Origin of the sequence: Streptomyces sp. NPDC005302 (assembly GCF_040607345.1) — a bacterium.
GTDB lineage: Bacteria > Actinomycetota > Actinomycetes > Streptomycetales > Streptomycetaceae > Streptomyces.
On sequence record NZ_JBEXGN010000022.1, the window covers coordinates 56,727 to 71,519 of the forward strand.

Below are 14,793 nucleotides of genomic sequence, written 5' to 3' on the forward strand. Positions count from 1 at the left end.
GGGGCAGAGCGACACTTAACCGATCAGTCACAAAGCGTTCGTGATCACGCAACACGATTCCTTCACAGTGTCGGTATGACTCCAGACATGTCTGATGTGACGCGTGCGAAGCACGGGCGCCCCGTCCACCACTGGCGACGCGACGTCGTCGAACTCGCAGCCCTGTTCACGGCCGTCGCGGTCGCCGACGGTGTGGCCAACCTGATCGGGCACGGGCCCGACGGCCCCGCCCTGCTGGCGATCTCGGCGGTGCTCCTGGTCGCCACCGCCGGATTCCACACATGGTGGGCACGCCGCCACGGTCACGCACCGCCGACGGGCGATACCGGCACCCGGCCCCTCGCCGAGCGGCGAGCGGCCGGGCCGTCCGACGAACAGGAGAGGGCACAAGAGCCCGGCGCGCCGGAGGCCGTACCCGAGGAGACCGTGCTGTGGCGCATGCGCACGACGGTCAAGGACGCTCCGGGTTCCCTGGCCAGGCTGTGCGCCGCCCTCGCCCACCGGCAGGTCGACATCCTCAGCCTGCAGACACATCCGCTGGCGGACGGCACGGTCGACGAACTCCTGCTGCGCGCGCCCGCCGGGTTGGCCGCGTCCGAGATCACCCGTGACGTGGCACGCGCCGGCGGCACCGCCACCTGGATCGAGCGGGCGGACGCACACGACCTCGTGGACGCGCCGACCCGGGTACTCGGCCTGGCCACCCGCACGGCCCTCGACGCCTCCGAACTCCCGCTCGCGCTGCGGCAGTTGCTCGGCCGCTGCACCATTCGCTCGCTGCCCGCGAAGTCCCCTCTCTCGGGGCGGGCGGCGGAGGGCACTCCGGTCGAGGGGGCACTGGAGGACACGGTGATGCGGCTGCGGGCGCCGGAGGGCGGAGTCATCACGGTGGAGCGGCCCTACCTGCCGTTCACACCCACCGAGTTCGCGCGGGCGCGGGCGCTGGTGGAACTGGACGCGCGGCTCGGTCCGCGGATCCCGGGCGGCAGGGACCTGCTGACGCTGCCGCAGGGCAACGCCATCACCGTGCGGCGCGCCGACATCTCCGACGTCGAGGCGGCCAAGGCGATGCACGAGCGCTGCTCGCCGCGCACGCTGGGCATGCGCTACCACGGCCCGGTCGGTGACGCGGACCGCTACCTCAACCACCTGCTCAGCCCCAGTTTCGGCCGCACCCTCGCCGTACAGACGGCCTCGGGCCGGATCGTCGGGATCGGGCATCTCCTCTGGGACGGCGACGAGACGGAGGTCGCTCTCCTCGTCGAGGACGAATGGCAGCGGCGCGGCATCGGGACCGAACTCATCGGCCGTCTGGTGACCATGGCCGTGGAGGCCGGCTGCGAGAGCGTGTACGCCGTCACGCAGGCCTCCAACACCGGCATGGTCGCCGCGATGCGCGGCCTGGGCCTCCCCCTCGACTACCAGATCGAGGAGGGCACCCTCGTCATCACCGCCCGCCTGGAGGAGACGCCGGTGACCACCTCGCTGCTGCCGTACGACCAGGTCGCGGGCGAGGGCCGGGAACAGCACGGGACGCGGGCGGTCCGGGACTGAACCCTGAGCCGGTCAACGGGCGCGTGCCCGTCCACCGGCGGGGTGGGGGGCGGCGGGCGGGAGCCACCAGCGGGGCGGAGGCGGCGGGCCGCAGTCACCAGCGGTGGACATGCCACCCGCCTGACCCCTCCTCCGGCACTCCGCCCCTCCCCGGGCGACCCTCCGCTCCCCCCGCCGCCCGCTCAGGCGCCGCTCGTGAACCCCAGCGCCCCGTCCAGGTCCGTCCAGAGGTCGTCGACGTCCTCCAGGCCCACCGACAGGCGCAGCAGCCGGTCGCTGACGCCCGCGTCGCGGCGGTCCTCGCTGGGCACGATGCGGTGGCTGATGGACGCCGGGTGCTGGATGAGGCTGTCGACACTGCCGAGGCTCACCGCCGGGGTGATGAGCCGGACCCCGGCGATGACGTCGTGCGGGTCGCCGTGCACCTCGAAGGCGATCATGGCGCCGCCGATGCGTGGGTAGTGGACACGGGCCACGCGCGGGTCCTCGGCCAGCCTGCGGGCGAGTTCGGCGGCGTTCGAGGACGCTGCCCGGACCCGTACCGGGAGGGTCGACAGGCCGCGCAGCAGCAGATAGCCGGCCAGCGGATGCAGGACACCGCCCGTCGCGAACCGCACCTGGCGCAGCCCCCGGGCGAACTCCTCGTCGCACGCGACCACTCCGGCCATCACGTCCCCGTGGCCGCCGAGGTACTTGGTCGCGCTGTGCAGCACCAGCCGGGCGCCCTGTTCGACGGGACGCTGCAGCACGGGGGTGGCGAACGTGTTGTCGGCAAGGAGGGGGACGGAACCGCAGGCGTGCGCGACAGCCCGCAGGTCGAGTTCGGCGAGCGTCGGGTTCGCAGGCGACTCGACCATCACCAGGCCCGTGTCCGGACGCAGCGCGTCGGCGATACCGGCCGGGTCGACCCAGGTGACCTCGGAGCCCAGGAGCCCCGCCGTGAGCAGGTGGTCGCTGCACCCGTAGAGGGGCCGGACGGCGACGACGTGGCGCAGGCCCATCGCGTTCCGCACCAGCAGGACGGCGCTCAGTGCGGCCATGCCGCTCGCGAAGGCGACCGCGCTCTCGGTGCCTTCGAGACGCGCGAGGGCGGTCTCGAAGCGGGCGACGGTCGGATTGCCGAGGCGGCCGTAGACCGGCGGGCCCTCGGGTTCGGCGCCCTCGGCGGCGAAGGCGTCGATCCGGGCGGCCTCACCGCGACTGTCGTACGAGGGATAGGTGGTGGACAGGTCGATCGGGGCGGCGTGCAGCCCCAGGGCGGCCAGGTCCTCCCGCCCGGCGTGCACGGCCTCGGTGGCGAGGGCCCGCGGCCGGGCGACGGAAACGCCGCCGGCGCCCCGCCTGTCGTCGCGGGCGTCGGCGTCGTACGCGTCAGGGGTGTCGTACACAACGGAGTCCATGAGGGGCAGCCTGAACACCCGACGGGGTTCGGGCGCCGGATCCCGTGTTACGTTCGCGCCATGGCCGATTCCGTCGTACTCGATCCGGTGGATCTTCATCTACTGCGCCTGTTGCAGAACGACGCACGGACGACGTACCGCGATCTCGCGGCGCAGGTGGGCGTCGCGCCCTCGACCTGTCTGGACCGCGTGACGCGGCTGCGACGGGCGGGGGTGATTCTCGGCCATCAGCTGCGGCTGGACCCGGCGAAGCTGGGAAGGGGTCTGGAGGCCCTGCTGTTGGTCCAGGTCCGGCCGCACCGGCGGGAGCTGGTGGGGCCGTTCGTGGACCGGATCAGGCTGCTGCCGGAGTCCCGGACCGTCTTCCACCTCACCGGACCGGACGACTACCTCATCCAGGTCGCGGTCGCGGACATGGCGGATCTTCAGCGCCTGGTACTCGACGAGTTCACCTCGCAGCGTGAAGTGGCCCGCGTGGAGACGCGGTTGATCTTCCAGCAGTGGGACTGCGGTCCGCTGCTGCCCCCGGCCGCGACCGGGTCGTCACCAGCGGCGAAATCCGGTTGATGCGGTGACCGGACCGGCGGACCGGGGCTGACGCGGCGGCCGTCCCCGTACGAGGATGGCCGCATGTCACAGACGAAGAAGCCGCTGCCCCGCGAGGTCGCCGACGCGTACGTCGACGACCTCACCGCCCTCGATCCGGTCCTCGGTACCTATCTCGGTGTTCCGGAGAGCTACGGCAGGCTCCCCGACACCTCGCCCGCCGGCCAGGAGGCCGTCGCCGAACTGGCGCGCGTCACCCTCGCCCGGCTCGATGAGGCCGAGCGGCAGCCCGGCGCGGACAGTGACATCGAGCGCCGCTGCGGCCGGCTGCTGCGGGAGCGGCTCACCGCCGAACTCGCCGTCCACGACGCCGGCGAGGGCCTGCGGGCGGTCGGCAACCTGCACACTCCGGTGCACTCGGTGCGGCAGGTCTTCACCCTGACGCCGACCGGGACGGACGAGGACTGGGCCACCGTCGCGCAGCGGCTGCGGGCGGTACCGGCCGCGCTCTCCGGCTACCGGGAGTCCCTCGCCCTCGGCCTGGACCGCAAGCTGTACGCGGCCCCGCGCCCGGCCGCGACCTTCATCGAGCAGCTCACCGAGTGGTCGGACACGGACGGACAGGGGCGCGGCTGGTTCGAGGACTTCGTCTCGGCGGGCCCCGCGTCGCTGCGCGAGGAGCTGGACGCGGCGGCGCGGACCGCGACGGAGGCGCTGCTGTCCCTGCGCGACTGGATGCTCGACGTGTACGCGCCGACGATCGAGGGCGCGCCCGAGACCGTGGGCCGGGAGCGGTACGCGCGACTCGCGCGCTACTTCAACGGCACGGATCTCGACCTGGACGAGGCCTACGCGTACGGCTGGGCCGAGTACCACCGGCTCCTCGCCGAGATGAGGACGGAGGCCGAGAAGATCCTCCCGGGCGCCGGCACCCCGTGGGTGGCGCTCGCGCACCTCGACGAGCACGGCCGGCACATCGAGGGTGTGGACGAGGTCCAGGCCTGGCTCCAGGGGCTGATGGACGAGGCGATCACGGCCCTGGACGGCACACACTTCGAACTCGCCGAGCAGGTCAAGCGGGTGGAGTCGCGCATCGCCCCGCCCGGCAGTGCCGCCGCCCCCTACTACACCGCCCCCTCGCAGGACTTCTCGCGCCCGGGACGCACCTGGCTGCCCACGATGGGGCAGACCCGCTTCCCGGTCTACGACCTCGTGTCCACCTGGTACCACGAGGGCGTGCCCGGCCACCACCTCCAGCTCGCGCAGTGGGTGCACGTCGTCGAGGACCTGTCCCGCTACCAGTCCGGCGTCGGCCGGGTCAGCGCCAACTGCGAGGGCTGGGCGCTGTACGCGGAGCGACTGATGGACGAACTCGGGTTCCTCAGCGACGCGGAGCAGCGGCTCGGTTACCTCGACGCGCAGATGATGCGGGCCGCCCGCGTCATCATCGACATCGGGATGCACCTGGGGCTGGAGATCCCGGCCGACTCGCCGTTCCACCCGGGCGAGCGCTGGACGCCGGACCTGGCGCAGGAGTTCTTCGGCGCGCACAGCAGCCGTCCCGCGGACTTCGTGGAGAGCGAGCTGACCCGCTACCTCACGATGCCCGGGCAGGCGATCGGCTACAAGATCGGCGAGCGCGCCTGGCTGCTGGGCCGTGAGAACGCGAAGCGGCGCCACGGTGACGCCTTCGACGCCAAGGCGTGGCACATGGCCGCCCTGTCCCTCGGTTCCCTGGGGCTGGACGACCTGGTGGAGGAGCTGTCCCGGCTCTGACCACCCCGTGCGTGGTGGCCCGTACCGCGAGGAGCCGGGCCACCGCGCGCGACGTGTCAGTCGGCGAGCCGACGCAGCTGGACGAGACCCACCCACGTCTCGGGTCCCGGCTCGACACGGGCCGCGCGGACCCCGTAACGGCCCGGAGCGAGAGCCACCTTCAGGTGGTCGGTGCGCTCGGAGACGGGGCCCGGCCACGCGGCGTCGAAGAGGACGACGGGACCGGGCACATGCCACTGCACCTCCGGATCCCACACGGCCGTCGCGAGGGCCGCCGGGACGACGGCGAGCAGTTCGTCCTCGGACTCGGCGGCACTCCAGCGTACGAAGGTGCCGTGCTCGGGGAGGTAGGAGGTCGAGGCGGGTTCGTCGCCGAGGACCAGCGCCCTGGAGTCGCCGACGGGTACGAGGCCGATGGAGCCCTCGACGTCGCAGGCCCGGTCGTAGTCGGAGGACATCTCGTCGCCGTCCGCCCCCGACCAGAACGGCAGGACCGCTTCCGGGATCGCTATGAGCGGCCCGCCGCCCGACTCCACCCATTCGACCGCACCGGGCTCCGCGTATCTGACCATGGGCAGAAGCTACACGGCGTCCTTCGGCACCCGTTCGGCAGGCGCCCCGAATCCGCCCGGCGGCGCTCCGAAGGTGCCCTGGTCACCCAAGTAGCCTGGCTGAGAACGCTGTTGGGGACGCTCAACAACCGCAGTCATCGGCGTCCACCGGCGACGTCAGCAGGTCGGCGGCGCGGCGCTCGCGACCCTGCCAGGTCTCGAACTCGAAGCCCTCGCGCGCCCAGTACTCGAAGCCGCCGAGCATCTCCTTGACCTGGTAGCCGAGTTCGGCGAGAGCGAGCGCCGCCCGGGTCGCGCCGTTGCAGCCGGGGCCCCAGCAGTACGTGATGACGGGCACCGACCTGTCGAGCAGGTTCCCGGCCTGCTCCGGGATGAGGGCGGTGGGCAGGTGGACCGCGCCGGGAACGTGTCCCTGGTCCCAGGACCCGGTGGAGCGGGAGTCGACGACGACGAACCCCGGGTCACCGCCGGCGGAGAGCGCCGCCGCCACGTCGGACACGTCCGCGTGGAAGGCGAGACTCGCCCCGAAATAAGCCGCGGCCACCGCCGGAGAGGCGGGCGCCACCCGCAGAACAGGGTTCACCGCGGTGCCGGTCGCCGTTCCGGCAGTGGTTCCGTCAGCTGTGACAGTCATGGTCTGGCCTTCCACCCGTGCCCCGCCGACCCGGTGCCGCCGTTGCCACCCCGGTGCCTCTGCCGCACCGGTTCCGCGGGACTTTCCTGACCAGAAATCTATGGGCGGCGGGCCCCGTCCTGAAGCGGTGATCCACGGCATCACTCTTGTTCCGCCGGGGATTCAGCTGGTATTCATCAAGGATGACCGCGTATTCCCCGGACGCCACCGACTGGCGCATCCTCGACGTCCTCCAGCGGGAGGGCCGGGCCAGCTTCGCCGACCTCGCCCGGGCCGTCTCCATGTCCGCGAGCGCGGTCACCGAGCGGGTGCGGCGCCTGGAGGAGGCGGGCGTCATCCAGGGGTACGCGGCCGTCGTCGCCCCGGAGAGCCTGGGGATGCCCGTCCTCGCCTTCGTGCGGCTCCGGTATCCGAACGGCAACTACAAGCCGTTCCACGACCTCGTCGAGACGACGCCCGAGATTCTCGAGGCCCATCACGTGACCGGCGACGACTGCTTCGTCATCAAGGTCGCGGCGCGCTCGATGACCCACCTGGAAACGGTGGCGGGCAAGATCGGCGCGCTGGGCTCGGTGACGACGAGCGTCGTCTACTCCTCGCCCCTCCCCCGCCGCCCGCTGGGCCACTGACCGACACGGAGCGCTCACGGGTCGTCCCGCCCCTGCCGGCCCGGCGTCGAACGGCGACCGGGACGACGGGCGGATGTCCGAACCCGATCGGGCCGCCGAGGGCGCCGCCGGCAGCCGTCGGCCTCGCGACGCGCTGGGCGCACGGCTCACCCCTCGCCACCCCGCTGCCGTACGACCGACCCCGTCCTCCCCTTCACCACTTCCAGCTGGGCGTGGATGCGACGACGCAGGTCGGCGACGTGGCTGACGATGCCGACGCTGCGGTCGCGCTCGCGCAGCGAGTCGAGGACGTCGAGGACCTCGTCGAGGGTCTGGTCGTCGAGGCTGCCGAAGCCCTCGTCGATGAAGAGCGTGTCGAGCCGCACTCCGCCGGCCTCGTCGGTCACGACGTCCGCGAGGCCGAGGGCGAGGGCGAGGGAGGCGAAGAACGTCTCGCCGCCCGAGAGTGTCGCCGTGTCGCGCTCGCGCCCGGTCCACGCGTCCACGACGTGCAACCCGAGCCCGCTGCGACCGCGGCCGGCGCGGTCGTCGGAGTGCACGAGGGTGTAGCGGCCGGAGGACATGCGCTGGAGCCGTACGGTCGCGGCCGCGGCGACCTGCTCCAGGCGGGCGGCGAGGACGTACGACTCCAGGCGCATCCTGCGTTCATTGTCCGCCGACGTGCCCGCGGCGAGACCGGCCAGCCCGGCCACGCGGTCGTACTCCTCACGCAGGGGGGCGAGCCGGACCACTCCCCTGACCGCGCGGGCGGAGAGGCCGTCCAGCTCGGTGCAGCTGCGGGCCGCCGCGTCCTGCGCGGAGGCCGCCTCCCGAAGGCGCCGGCCTGCGGCTTCGGCGGCCCGCTCGGCTGCGGCCAGTTCCGCGGGCGGGCGGCGGGCGGCGTCCGCCGTGTCGGCCTCGGTGAGCACCGCACGGACTGCGGACTCCTCCAACTGCCAGGAGTCGAGCCGTCGTTGGAGGTCGCGGTGGGCCTCGTCGTCGAGCAGCGCGTCGGCTGCGGCCTGCGGGGTCTCGAACCCGGCGCGGAAGGCGGCGTCGGCGAGTCGCGCGTCGGCGTCCTTCAGCCGCTGCGCGGTGTCCTCGAACGCGCGGGCGCTGTCCGCCGCCTCGGTGAGGAGCGCGGCCTGCCGCTCCAGCTGGGCGGCCCGCACGGCCACGCTCTCGGCGGCACCGCGCGCCTGCTCCAACTCCCCCTCCAGGGAGGCCTTCTCCCGGTCGAGGGCGTCCCTGAGGGAGGCGCGTGAGGCGACCCGGCGGGAGGCCTCCTGCTGGGAGGCCAGCCGCTGCCGGTGTTCGCGCTCGGCCTGCTCGCGGGCCTCGCGTGCCGCGTGCAGCCCGGAGGCCGCCCTGCGCGCCTGCTCCAGGAGCTGTTCCAACTCCTCGGCTTCTGCGGCGAGTTGCCCGGTCGGCGCGTCCCCGGCCTCGGCCGTGGCGGCGGCCAGGGCCTCGCGGACGACGCCGAGGCGTCGCTCGGCCTCGGCACGTTCCTCGTCGGCGCGCTGGTAGGCGGCGAGGGCGCGCTCCTCCGTCTCGCGGTCGACGTGTCCGGCGATCTTCCGTGCGGGGGCCGGGTGTTCGGTGGCACCGCAGACCGCGCAGGCTTCTCCATCGACGAGGCCGGAGGCGAGTTCGGCGGCGATGCCCAGCAAGCGCTGTTCCTTGAGGTCGAGCCACCGGGTGCGGGCCTCGGTCGCGGTCTCGCGCGCCGTGAGAGTCGCCTCGTGAGTGTCCTCGGTGTCCCGGGCGAACTGGTCGCGCCGGCGGGCCGCGCCGAGCCGCTTGATCGCGGGGTCGCGCCGTACGCCGAGCTGTTCGGCGCGGGAGGCGGCGTCCTGCGCCGACTCGATCCGCGTCTCGATGTCCGCGCGCAGGTTCTCCCAGTCGGCCAGCCAGCCGCCGGTGTCCTGGAGGACGTCCTCGTCGGCCCGTTCCTGGCGGTCCAGAGCGGCGCGCTCCGTGCCGAGTTCGGTGAGGCGGCGCTCGGCACGGCGTGCCGATTCCAGGCCGCCCAGTTCCTCGGCGGCCTTGCGTGCGGCGGCGGCCAGTCCGGGGGCTCCGGCCCCGGCGAACGTCTCCGGCAGGGCCGCACGCGCGCGCGTCTCCGTGTGGGCCGCCCGCCGGTGCTCGGCCTCGGCCGCGTCGCGCAGGTCGAGCGCTGGAGCGACCGCCTCGGCCTTGCGGGCGCGCTCCATCCGGGTGCGGGCGTCCCGGTGGGCCTCGGCGCGGTCCTCCAGGCGTGCGGCCCGCTCCCGCGCATCGGTGAACCGGCGCTGCAGCCGGTCCACTTCGCGTACGTCGTCGAGTGCGCGATCGGCCGCCGCCTGCGCCGACTCGGCCGTCCGGCGAGCGCAGTGGGCGATGGTCAGCCGCTCGCGCGCGGTGCTGCGGGCCACCGCGGCCCAGTCGAGCACCGACGCGGCGAGACCCGGATCGCCCGGGGCCAGGTCGGGGAAGGGCACGTCGGTGGTGTCCCCCGCCTCCTGCTGCATGCGGTGCGCGTCGGCGAGCAACGCGGCGTCACCGGAGCGCACTTCGGCCTCGGTGGTCCGGCGCCGCTCGGCGAGGCGCTTCTCGACCTCGGCGAACCGGTGCGTGTCGAAGAGGCGGCCGAGCAGTTTGCCGCGGGCCTCGGCGTCGGCGCGCAGGAAGCGCGCGAAGTCTCCCTGGGGCAGCAGCACGACCTGGCAGAACTGCTCGCGGCTCATGCCGAGCAGCTGGGTGATCTCCTCGCCGATCTCCTGGTGGGAGCGGCTGAGGTCCGTCCAGGCGCCGGCTGCGGAGTCGTAGGCGCGCAGCCGGCTCTGGGCCTTCTCGGTCGTGGTGCCGGTGCCGCGCTTCTTGGGGCGCGCCCAGGGCGGCTGCCGGGTGACCTCCAGGCGCCTTCCGGCGACGGTGAGTTCGAGGCTCACCTCGGTGCGGGTGGCGGGGGCCGCGTGGTCGCTGCGCAGGCCGAGGCCCTGACCGCTCTGCCGGGCCCCGGGAACCGCGCCGTACAGCGCGAAGCAGACGGCGTCGAGGACGGAGGTCTTGCCGGCGCCCGTCGGTCCGTGCAGCAGGAAGAGCCCGGCGGCGGACAGCTCGTCGAAGTCGACCCGCTGGGTGCCGCCGAAGGGGCCGAAGGCGGTGATGTCCAGGCGGTGCAGCCTCATCGGGTCCTCTCGATCTCCGGGCGGGCGGTCCGCGGGGCGTGCGGCGGGCGGGGTGTCACCGGGCGGTCTCCCGTACGGTCTCGTCGGCGCGGACGGCGTCGAACGCGTCCCGCAGCACGGCCTGTTCGCTGGGGTCGGGGCCCGCGCCGCGCACGTGGGCGACGAAGTCCTCGGCGATCTCCTGCTCGCTGCGGCCGGCCAGCCGGCGGGCGTACGAGACGTCGGGGTCCTGTGGGGCGCGCTCGGGGTCGAAGACGAGGCTGAGCGTGTGCGGGAAGCGCTCGGTGAGCCGGGCCATCGGGTCGGCGGGCCGCACCGGGTCCGTGAGGGTGGCCTCGACCCAGGCGTCCTCGTGGCGCGCGAGGCCGGGGTCGGCGAGCAGATCCTCCAGGTGACCGCGGACACGGGCGAGGGCGCGGGGCACGGGGCAGTCGATCCGCTCCGCGTCCAGGGAGCCGTCGGGCCCGAGGTCCACCAGCCACATGGTCTTGCGGTGGTCGGCCTCCGAGAAGGAGTACGGCAGGGGGGAGCCCGAGTAGCGCACGCGCTCGCCGATGGTCTGGCTGCCGTGCAGATGGCCGAGGGCGGCGTAGTCGACGCCGTCGAAGACCCCGGCGGGCACGGAGTCGACCCCTCCGACGGTGATGTCCCGCTCGCTGTCGCTCACCGCGCCGCCGGTGACGAAGGCGTGGGCGAGGACGACGGAGCGGGTGCCCGGGGCGCGCGTGGCGAGATCGGCGCGGACCCGGTCCATGGCAGCGGCCAGCACGGCTTCGTGACCCGGCTTCTCCACGCCGAACTCGTCCTTCACCAGGGCCGGTTCCAGGTAGGGCAGGCCGTAGAAGGCGACGTCGCCGTGACGGTCGGCGAGCACCACGGGGGTGCCGCAGGCCGCGGCGTCGGTGCGCAGGTGGATGCCCGCCCGGTCGATGAGGCCGGCCCCGACGCCGAGGCGCCGCGCGGAGTCGTGGTTGCCGGAGATCATCACCGTGGGCACGCCCAGGCCGGCCAGCCGGTGCAGGGCGTCGTCGAAGAGCTGGACGGCGGCGAGCGGCGGGACGGCACGGTCGTACACGTCTCCCGAGACGACCACCGCGTCCACCTCGCGCTCGCGCGCGGTGCCGACGAGATGGCCGATGAACTCGGCCTGGGCGTCGAGCATGTTCACCCGGTGGAACGCCCGGCCCAGATGCCAGTCGGAAGTGTGCAGGAGCCTCATGATCCCCGAAGGGTAACGGCCGGGTCTGACATCACGGGCGGTTACTCCCGTATCAGCCCGTCATGGCCGTCACCGGAGTTGACCGTTTCATCCCGTTCGCCCGACCGTCATACGTCGCCGTAGGCCTCCCCGCCCAGCTCGAACCCGGCTGTCCCCGCTGTCGCGTCGGCCAGCCAGGAGCGGAAGGCGTCCACGTCGGCGTCCGGCAGCCCGATCTCGATGGTGACCGCCTCGCCGTAACGAACATCACGCACCTCGCGTCCGGTGGAGCGCAGATCGTTCTCCACCTTGCCGGCCCGCTGGTGGTCGACGGTGACGGTCGCCAGCCGGAACCGGCGGCGGGTGATGGTGCCCAGCTCGTCCAGCGCCTCGCCCACCGAACCGCCGTACGCCCTGATCAGTCCGCCGGCGCCGAGCTTGACCCCGCCGTAGTAGCGGGTGACGACGGCGACGACGTACCGCATGTCGCGGCGCAGCAGCATCTGGAGCATGGGGACGCCGGCCGTGCCGCCCGGTTCGCCGTCGTCGCTCGCCTTCTGCACGGCCGCGTCGGCCCCGATGACGTACGCGGAGCAGTTGTGGCTCGCGTCGGCGTGCCGCTTGCGGACGGCGGCGATGAAGTCCTGGGCCTCCCGCTCGGTGGCGGCCGGGGCGAGGGCGCACAGGAAACGGGAGCGGTTGATCTCGGTCTCGTGCACACCCGCGCGGGCCACGGTGCGGTACTCGTCCTGCATCGTCCCAGCGTATGCGCTGTACGCACGCGTGCCCGACGGCGGTGCCCTCCCGACCCGGGCCGGCGGGGCCGGGGCCACCCGGCGACGGCCGGCCCGCCGGATCAGGCCTTCTTGCCGCGTGGCACGGCGACGTCCGTCAGCAGCGCCGTGCCGGGCGCCAGTTCGTGCCAGCCCGCGCCGTGCCAGACGAGGACCGCGACGGCCGACGTCGGGTACTTCGTGCGGACCTGGTCCAGCGTGTCGTCGAATCCGTCCCCGGCGAGCGTGAGGATCAGCTCCTCCAGTCCGGGGTTGTGTCCGATCAGCAGCAACGTCCGTACGTGTTCGGGGACGTCGCGCACCACGTCGAGCAGCTCGGGTACGTCCGCCGCGTACAGCCGTTCGTCGACCCGTACCGGCGGCGGCGTGCCCCACTGATCGGCCGCGAGCTCCCAGGTCCGCCGGGCGCGTACGGCGGTGGAGCAGAGCGCGAGATCGGGGATCCAGTCGGCGTCGGCCAGGGCGCGGCCGGCGGCGGGCGCGTCCCGCAGGCCGCGCGGCGCGAGGGGGCGCTCGTGGTCGGGGACTCCGGCGGGATAGGCGGACTTGGCGTGCCGCAGTACGACGAGTCTGCGTCGCGGGCCGGCCGCGGCGCGCCGGCTCACCACGCCGTACCGATCTCGCGGGTGAGTTCGAGGCCGAGCAGCCGGTCGGCGTAGGCGAAGGACTCGAAGCGGGCGCCCTCCGCGACGTCCGACGTCTCCATCCACCGCAGCACGTCCAGCACGGCGGGGATGTCCAGGTCGTCCTCCCAGGCGGTGCGCAGCCGCAGGCGTACGTCCTCGGGGACGGCCTTGGACGGCCGGGTGGCCCATCCGGCGACAGCGGCGCGCCAGCGCTTGAGCGTGCCCTCGGCGTCCGCCAGGGTCGCCTCGTCGAGACGCAGGGCCCGGTCCCTGCGCGGCGCGAGCAGCGCCAGCCGCAGCGCGGTGGGGTCCGCGGGATCGGGAACCGGGCCGCCGCCGTTGTCGACCGGCGCCACCTCGAACGGGACGGCGTCCGTCGGGGTACCGCCCGCGGCGCGCACCTCGATGGTCTGTGTCGCCGCGGGTCCCGTCCCGGCGTCGTGGTGCTCCTCGAAGGGCCTGATGCCGAGTCCGGCCGCGCTCTCCCTCAGCCTGTTCGCGTCGGCAGGGTCCTCCGCCGAGGTCAGGGTCGCCCACACGGGGTTGCTGCCGACCTCCAGGGTCCGTACCAGGACGTCGGCGCAGACCAGCACCCGCAGCGCTGTGGCGTCGAACGTGTCCACGCGCGCGTGGACCCGGACCAGGCCGCGGCGGGCGCGGGCGGCGTCGATGAGTTCGCCCGTACGGGCGTCGAGGATACGGAGCACGGGCTGAGCCTAGGCCGGTGGGCGGCCGGGCGCGGGGAGGTGGGAGCCGTTCCGGACAGCCGCTCCCGGTCGCGGGGCCTTCCGGTGCCGGGCCGCCCCACGTTCCCCGGCTTCTCCGGCGTCCCGGCGACCGCGACCGCGAGCCGCTGGGAACGGACGGGAATCACCGCGTGCCGCGAGCCGTTGTGGCTGGTGAGCGGCCGGACGGCCGAGCACTCATGGCAGGGACCCACGAGGAGGCCGAACGTGTACGGCGACCAGGCAACGATCCGCAAGATCCTCACCGAGCTGGGCGACACCTGGGCCATCGTCGGGCTCTCCTCGAACCAGCACCGCGCGGCCTACGGCGTCGCCGACGTCCTCCAGCGTTTCGGCAAGCGGATCGTGCCGGTGCACCCGAAGGCCGAGACGGTCCACGGGGAGAAGGGGTACGCCTCGCTGGCGGACATCCCGTTCGAGGTCGACGTCGTCGACGTCTTCGTCAACAGCGGGCTGGCCGGTCCGGTCGCGGACGAGGCCGTCACGACCGGGGCCAAGGGCGTGTGGTTCCAGCTCGGTGTGGTCGACGACGGAGCCTACGAGCGGACGCGCGCCGCCGGGCTCGCCATGGTCATGGACCGCTGCCCCGCGATCGAGATCCCGCGTCTCGGCTGATCCGGCCGGCACGACCGCCCCCGGGCCGTGCGAACGGCCGTACGCGGAAACGCGGTTGACGCCGGACGGCCCGCGCGGCTTTCCTGCTCCGGTGCCCCTCCTTCGTATCGAGAAGCCCGCCGACGAAGCCCGTCTCACGGACTGGCAGCACGTCCACAACGTGATCGTCCCGCCCGCGGCCCTGTCGCTCGACGACGTGCGCGAGCGGGTCCGGCGCAACCGTCTGGAGGTCGCCTACCTCGGTGACGTCCTGGTGGGCTGTACGACCGTGCGTCCGCCGGCCGAGGACGGCGGGACGGCGACCGTCATCGCGCGCGTGCTGGCCGCGCACCGCGGACGGGGCTTCGGCGAGGAGCTGTACGCGCGCGGCCTGGACCAGGCCCGGGAGCTGGGCGCCGAGACGGTCGAGACGGTCGTCCTCGCGGCCAACGAGGCAGGGCTGCGCTTCGCCCGGCACCACGGGTTCGTGGAGATCGATCGCTACGTCCTGCCGGGCGAGACGGCGGAATGGGTCGATCTACGCCTGGCCTAGGGCCGGCTCAGCTCCTTCGCCC

At 73.6% G+C, this 14,793-nt stretch carries 14 protein-coding genes; 6 read left to right on the forward strand and 8 right to left on the reverse strand.

What is annotated here, in order from left to right; all coding sequences use genetic code 11:
- The first annotated feature begins 87 nt into the window (after positions 1-87).
- The gene (locus ABZT74_RS27685; RefSeq protein ID WP_356438976.1) at positions 88-1,554 is read left to right on the forward strand and encodes a GNAT family N-acetyltransferase; all 1,467 of its coding nucleotides are present in this window, start codon (positions 88-90) and stop codon (positions 1,552-1,554) included.
- A 182-nt stretch (positions 1,555-1,736) separates the two neighbouring features.
- Here the strand turns inward: ABZT74_RS27685 and ABZT74_RS27690 are convergent, their stop codons facing one another.
- Positions 1,737-3,053 (reverse strand): PLP-dependent transferase, encoded by a 1,317-nt coding sequence (locus tag ABZT74_RS27690; protein WP_355867174.1) that lies wholly within the window; start codon positions 3,051-3,053, stop codon positions 1,737-1,739.
- Here ABZT74_RS27690 and ABZT74_RS27695 point away from each other — a divergent pair.
- Complete coding sequence (locus tag ABZT74_RS27695) at positions 3,015-3,521, forward strand: Lrp/AsnC family transcriptional regulator (RefSeq protein ID WP_355867177.1); 507 nt, start codon at positions 3,015-3,017, stop codon at positions 3,519-3,521. The two genes, ABZT74_RS27690 and ABZT74_RS27695, sit on opposite strands and share 39 nt — an antisense overlap.
- A 63-nt stretch (positions 3,522-3,584) precedes the next feature.
- Entirely contained in the window at positions 3,585-5,276 is a 1,692-nt protein-coding gene (locus ABZT74_RS27700; RefSeq protein ID WP_356438979.1) for a DUF885 domain-containing protein, read from the forward strand.
- Between the two features lie 56 nt (positions 5,277-5,332).
- Here ABZT74_RS27700 and ABZT74_RS27705 read toward each other — a convergent pair whose 3' ends face one another.
- Both ABZT74_RS27705 and ABZT74_RS27710 read right to left on the reverse strand, forming a co-directional pair.
- Positions 5,333-5,848 carry an immunity 21 family protein gene (locus ABZT74_RS27705; protein WP_356167716.1) on the reverse strand — a complete coding sequence of 172 codons (516 nt, stop codon included), beginning with the start codon at positions 5,846-5,848 and terminating at the stop codon, positions 5,333-5,335.
- 121 nt (positions 5,849-5,969) lie between these two features.
- Positions 5,970-6,482, reverse strand: a complete 513-nt coding sequence (locus ABZT74_RS27710) for a rhodanese-like domain-containing protein (RefSeq protein WP_356438982.1) — start codon at positions 6,480-6,482, stop codon at positions 5,970-5,972.
- Positions 6,483-6,664: 182 nt separating this feature from the next.
- Here ABZT74_RS27710 and ABZT74_RS27715 point away from each other — a divergent pair, with 182 nt between their 5' ends.
- Positions 6,665-7,111, forward strand: a complete 447-nt coding sequence (locus ABZT74_RS27715; RefSeq protein ID WP_355867189.1) for an Lrp/AsnC family transcriptional regulator — start codon at positions 6,665-6,667, stop codon at positions 7,109-7,111.
- Between the two features lie 146 nt (positions 7,112-7,257).
- Here ABZT74_RS27715 and ABZT74_RS27720 read toward each other — a convergent pair whose 3' ends face one another.
- The 5 genes from ABZT74_RS27720 to ABZT74_RS27740 all read right to left on the reverse strand — a co-directional run bounded on the left by ABZT74_RS27720 (position 7,258) and on the right by ABZT74_RS27740 (position 13,585).
- Positions 7,258-10,260 (reverse strand): SMC family ATPase, encoded by a 3,003-nt coding sequence (locus tag ABZT74_RS27720; RefSeq protein ID WP_356438985.1) that lies wholly within the window; start codon positions 10,258-10,260, stop codon positions 7,258-7,260.
- A 55-nt stretch (positions 10,261-10,315) separates the two neighbouring features.
- Positions 10,316-11,479 (reverse strand): exonuclease SbcCD subunit D, encoded by a 1,164-nt coding sequence (locus ABZT74_RS27725; protein WP_356438988.1) that lies wholly within the window; start codon positions 11,477-11,479, stop codon positions 10,316-10,318.
- Positions 11,480-11,586: 107 nt separating this feature from the next.
- Positions 11,587-12,213: a YigZ family protein gene (locus tag ABZT74_RS27730; protein ID WP_356438991.1), complete on the reverse strand. Its 627-nt coding sequence runs from the start codon at positions 12,211-12,213 to the stop codon at positions 11,587-11,589.
- A gap of 101 nt (positions 12,214-12,314) precedes the next feature.
- On the reverse strand, positions 12,315-12,857 hold the full coding sequence (locus tag ABZT74_RS27735) for a histidine phosphatase family protein (protein ID WP_356438994.1): 543 nt from the start codon (positions 12,855-12,857) through the stop codon (positions 12,315-12,317).
- Positions 12,854-13,585, reverse strand: coding sequence for a hypothetical protein (locus ABZT74_RS27740; protein ID WP_356438997.1), 732 nt, complete (start codon positions 13,583-13,585; stop codon positions 12,854-12,856). Before ABZT74_RS27740 ends, ABZT74_RS27735 begins: the two co-directional genes overlap by 4 nt.
- A gap of 246 nt (positions 13,586-13,831) precedes the next feature.
- Between ABZT74_RS27740 and ABZT74_RS27745 the strand changes: the two genes are divergently transcribed.
- Complete coding sequence (locus ABZT74_RS27745; protein ID WP_356439000.1) at positions 13,832-14,239, forward strand: CoA-binding protein; 408 nt, start codon at positions 13,832-13,834, stop codon at positions 14,237-14,239.
- Between the two features lie 91 nt (positions 14,240-14,330).
- Positions 14,331-14,771: a GNAT family N-acetyltransferase gene (locus ABZT74_RS27750; protein WP_356439003.1), complete on the forward strand. Its 441-nt coding sequence runs from the start codon at positions 14,331-14,333 to the stop codon at positions 14,769-14,771.
- Positions 14,772-14,793: the final 22 nt, after the last annotated feature.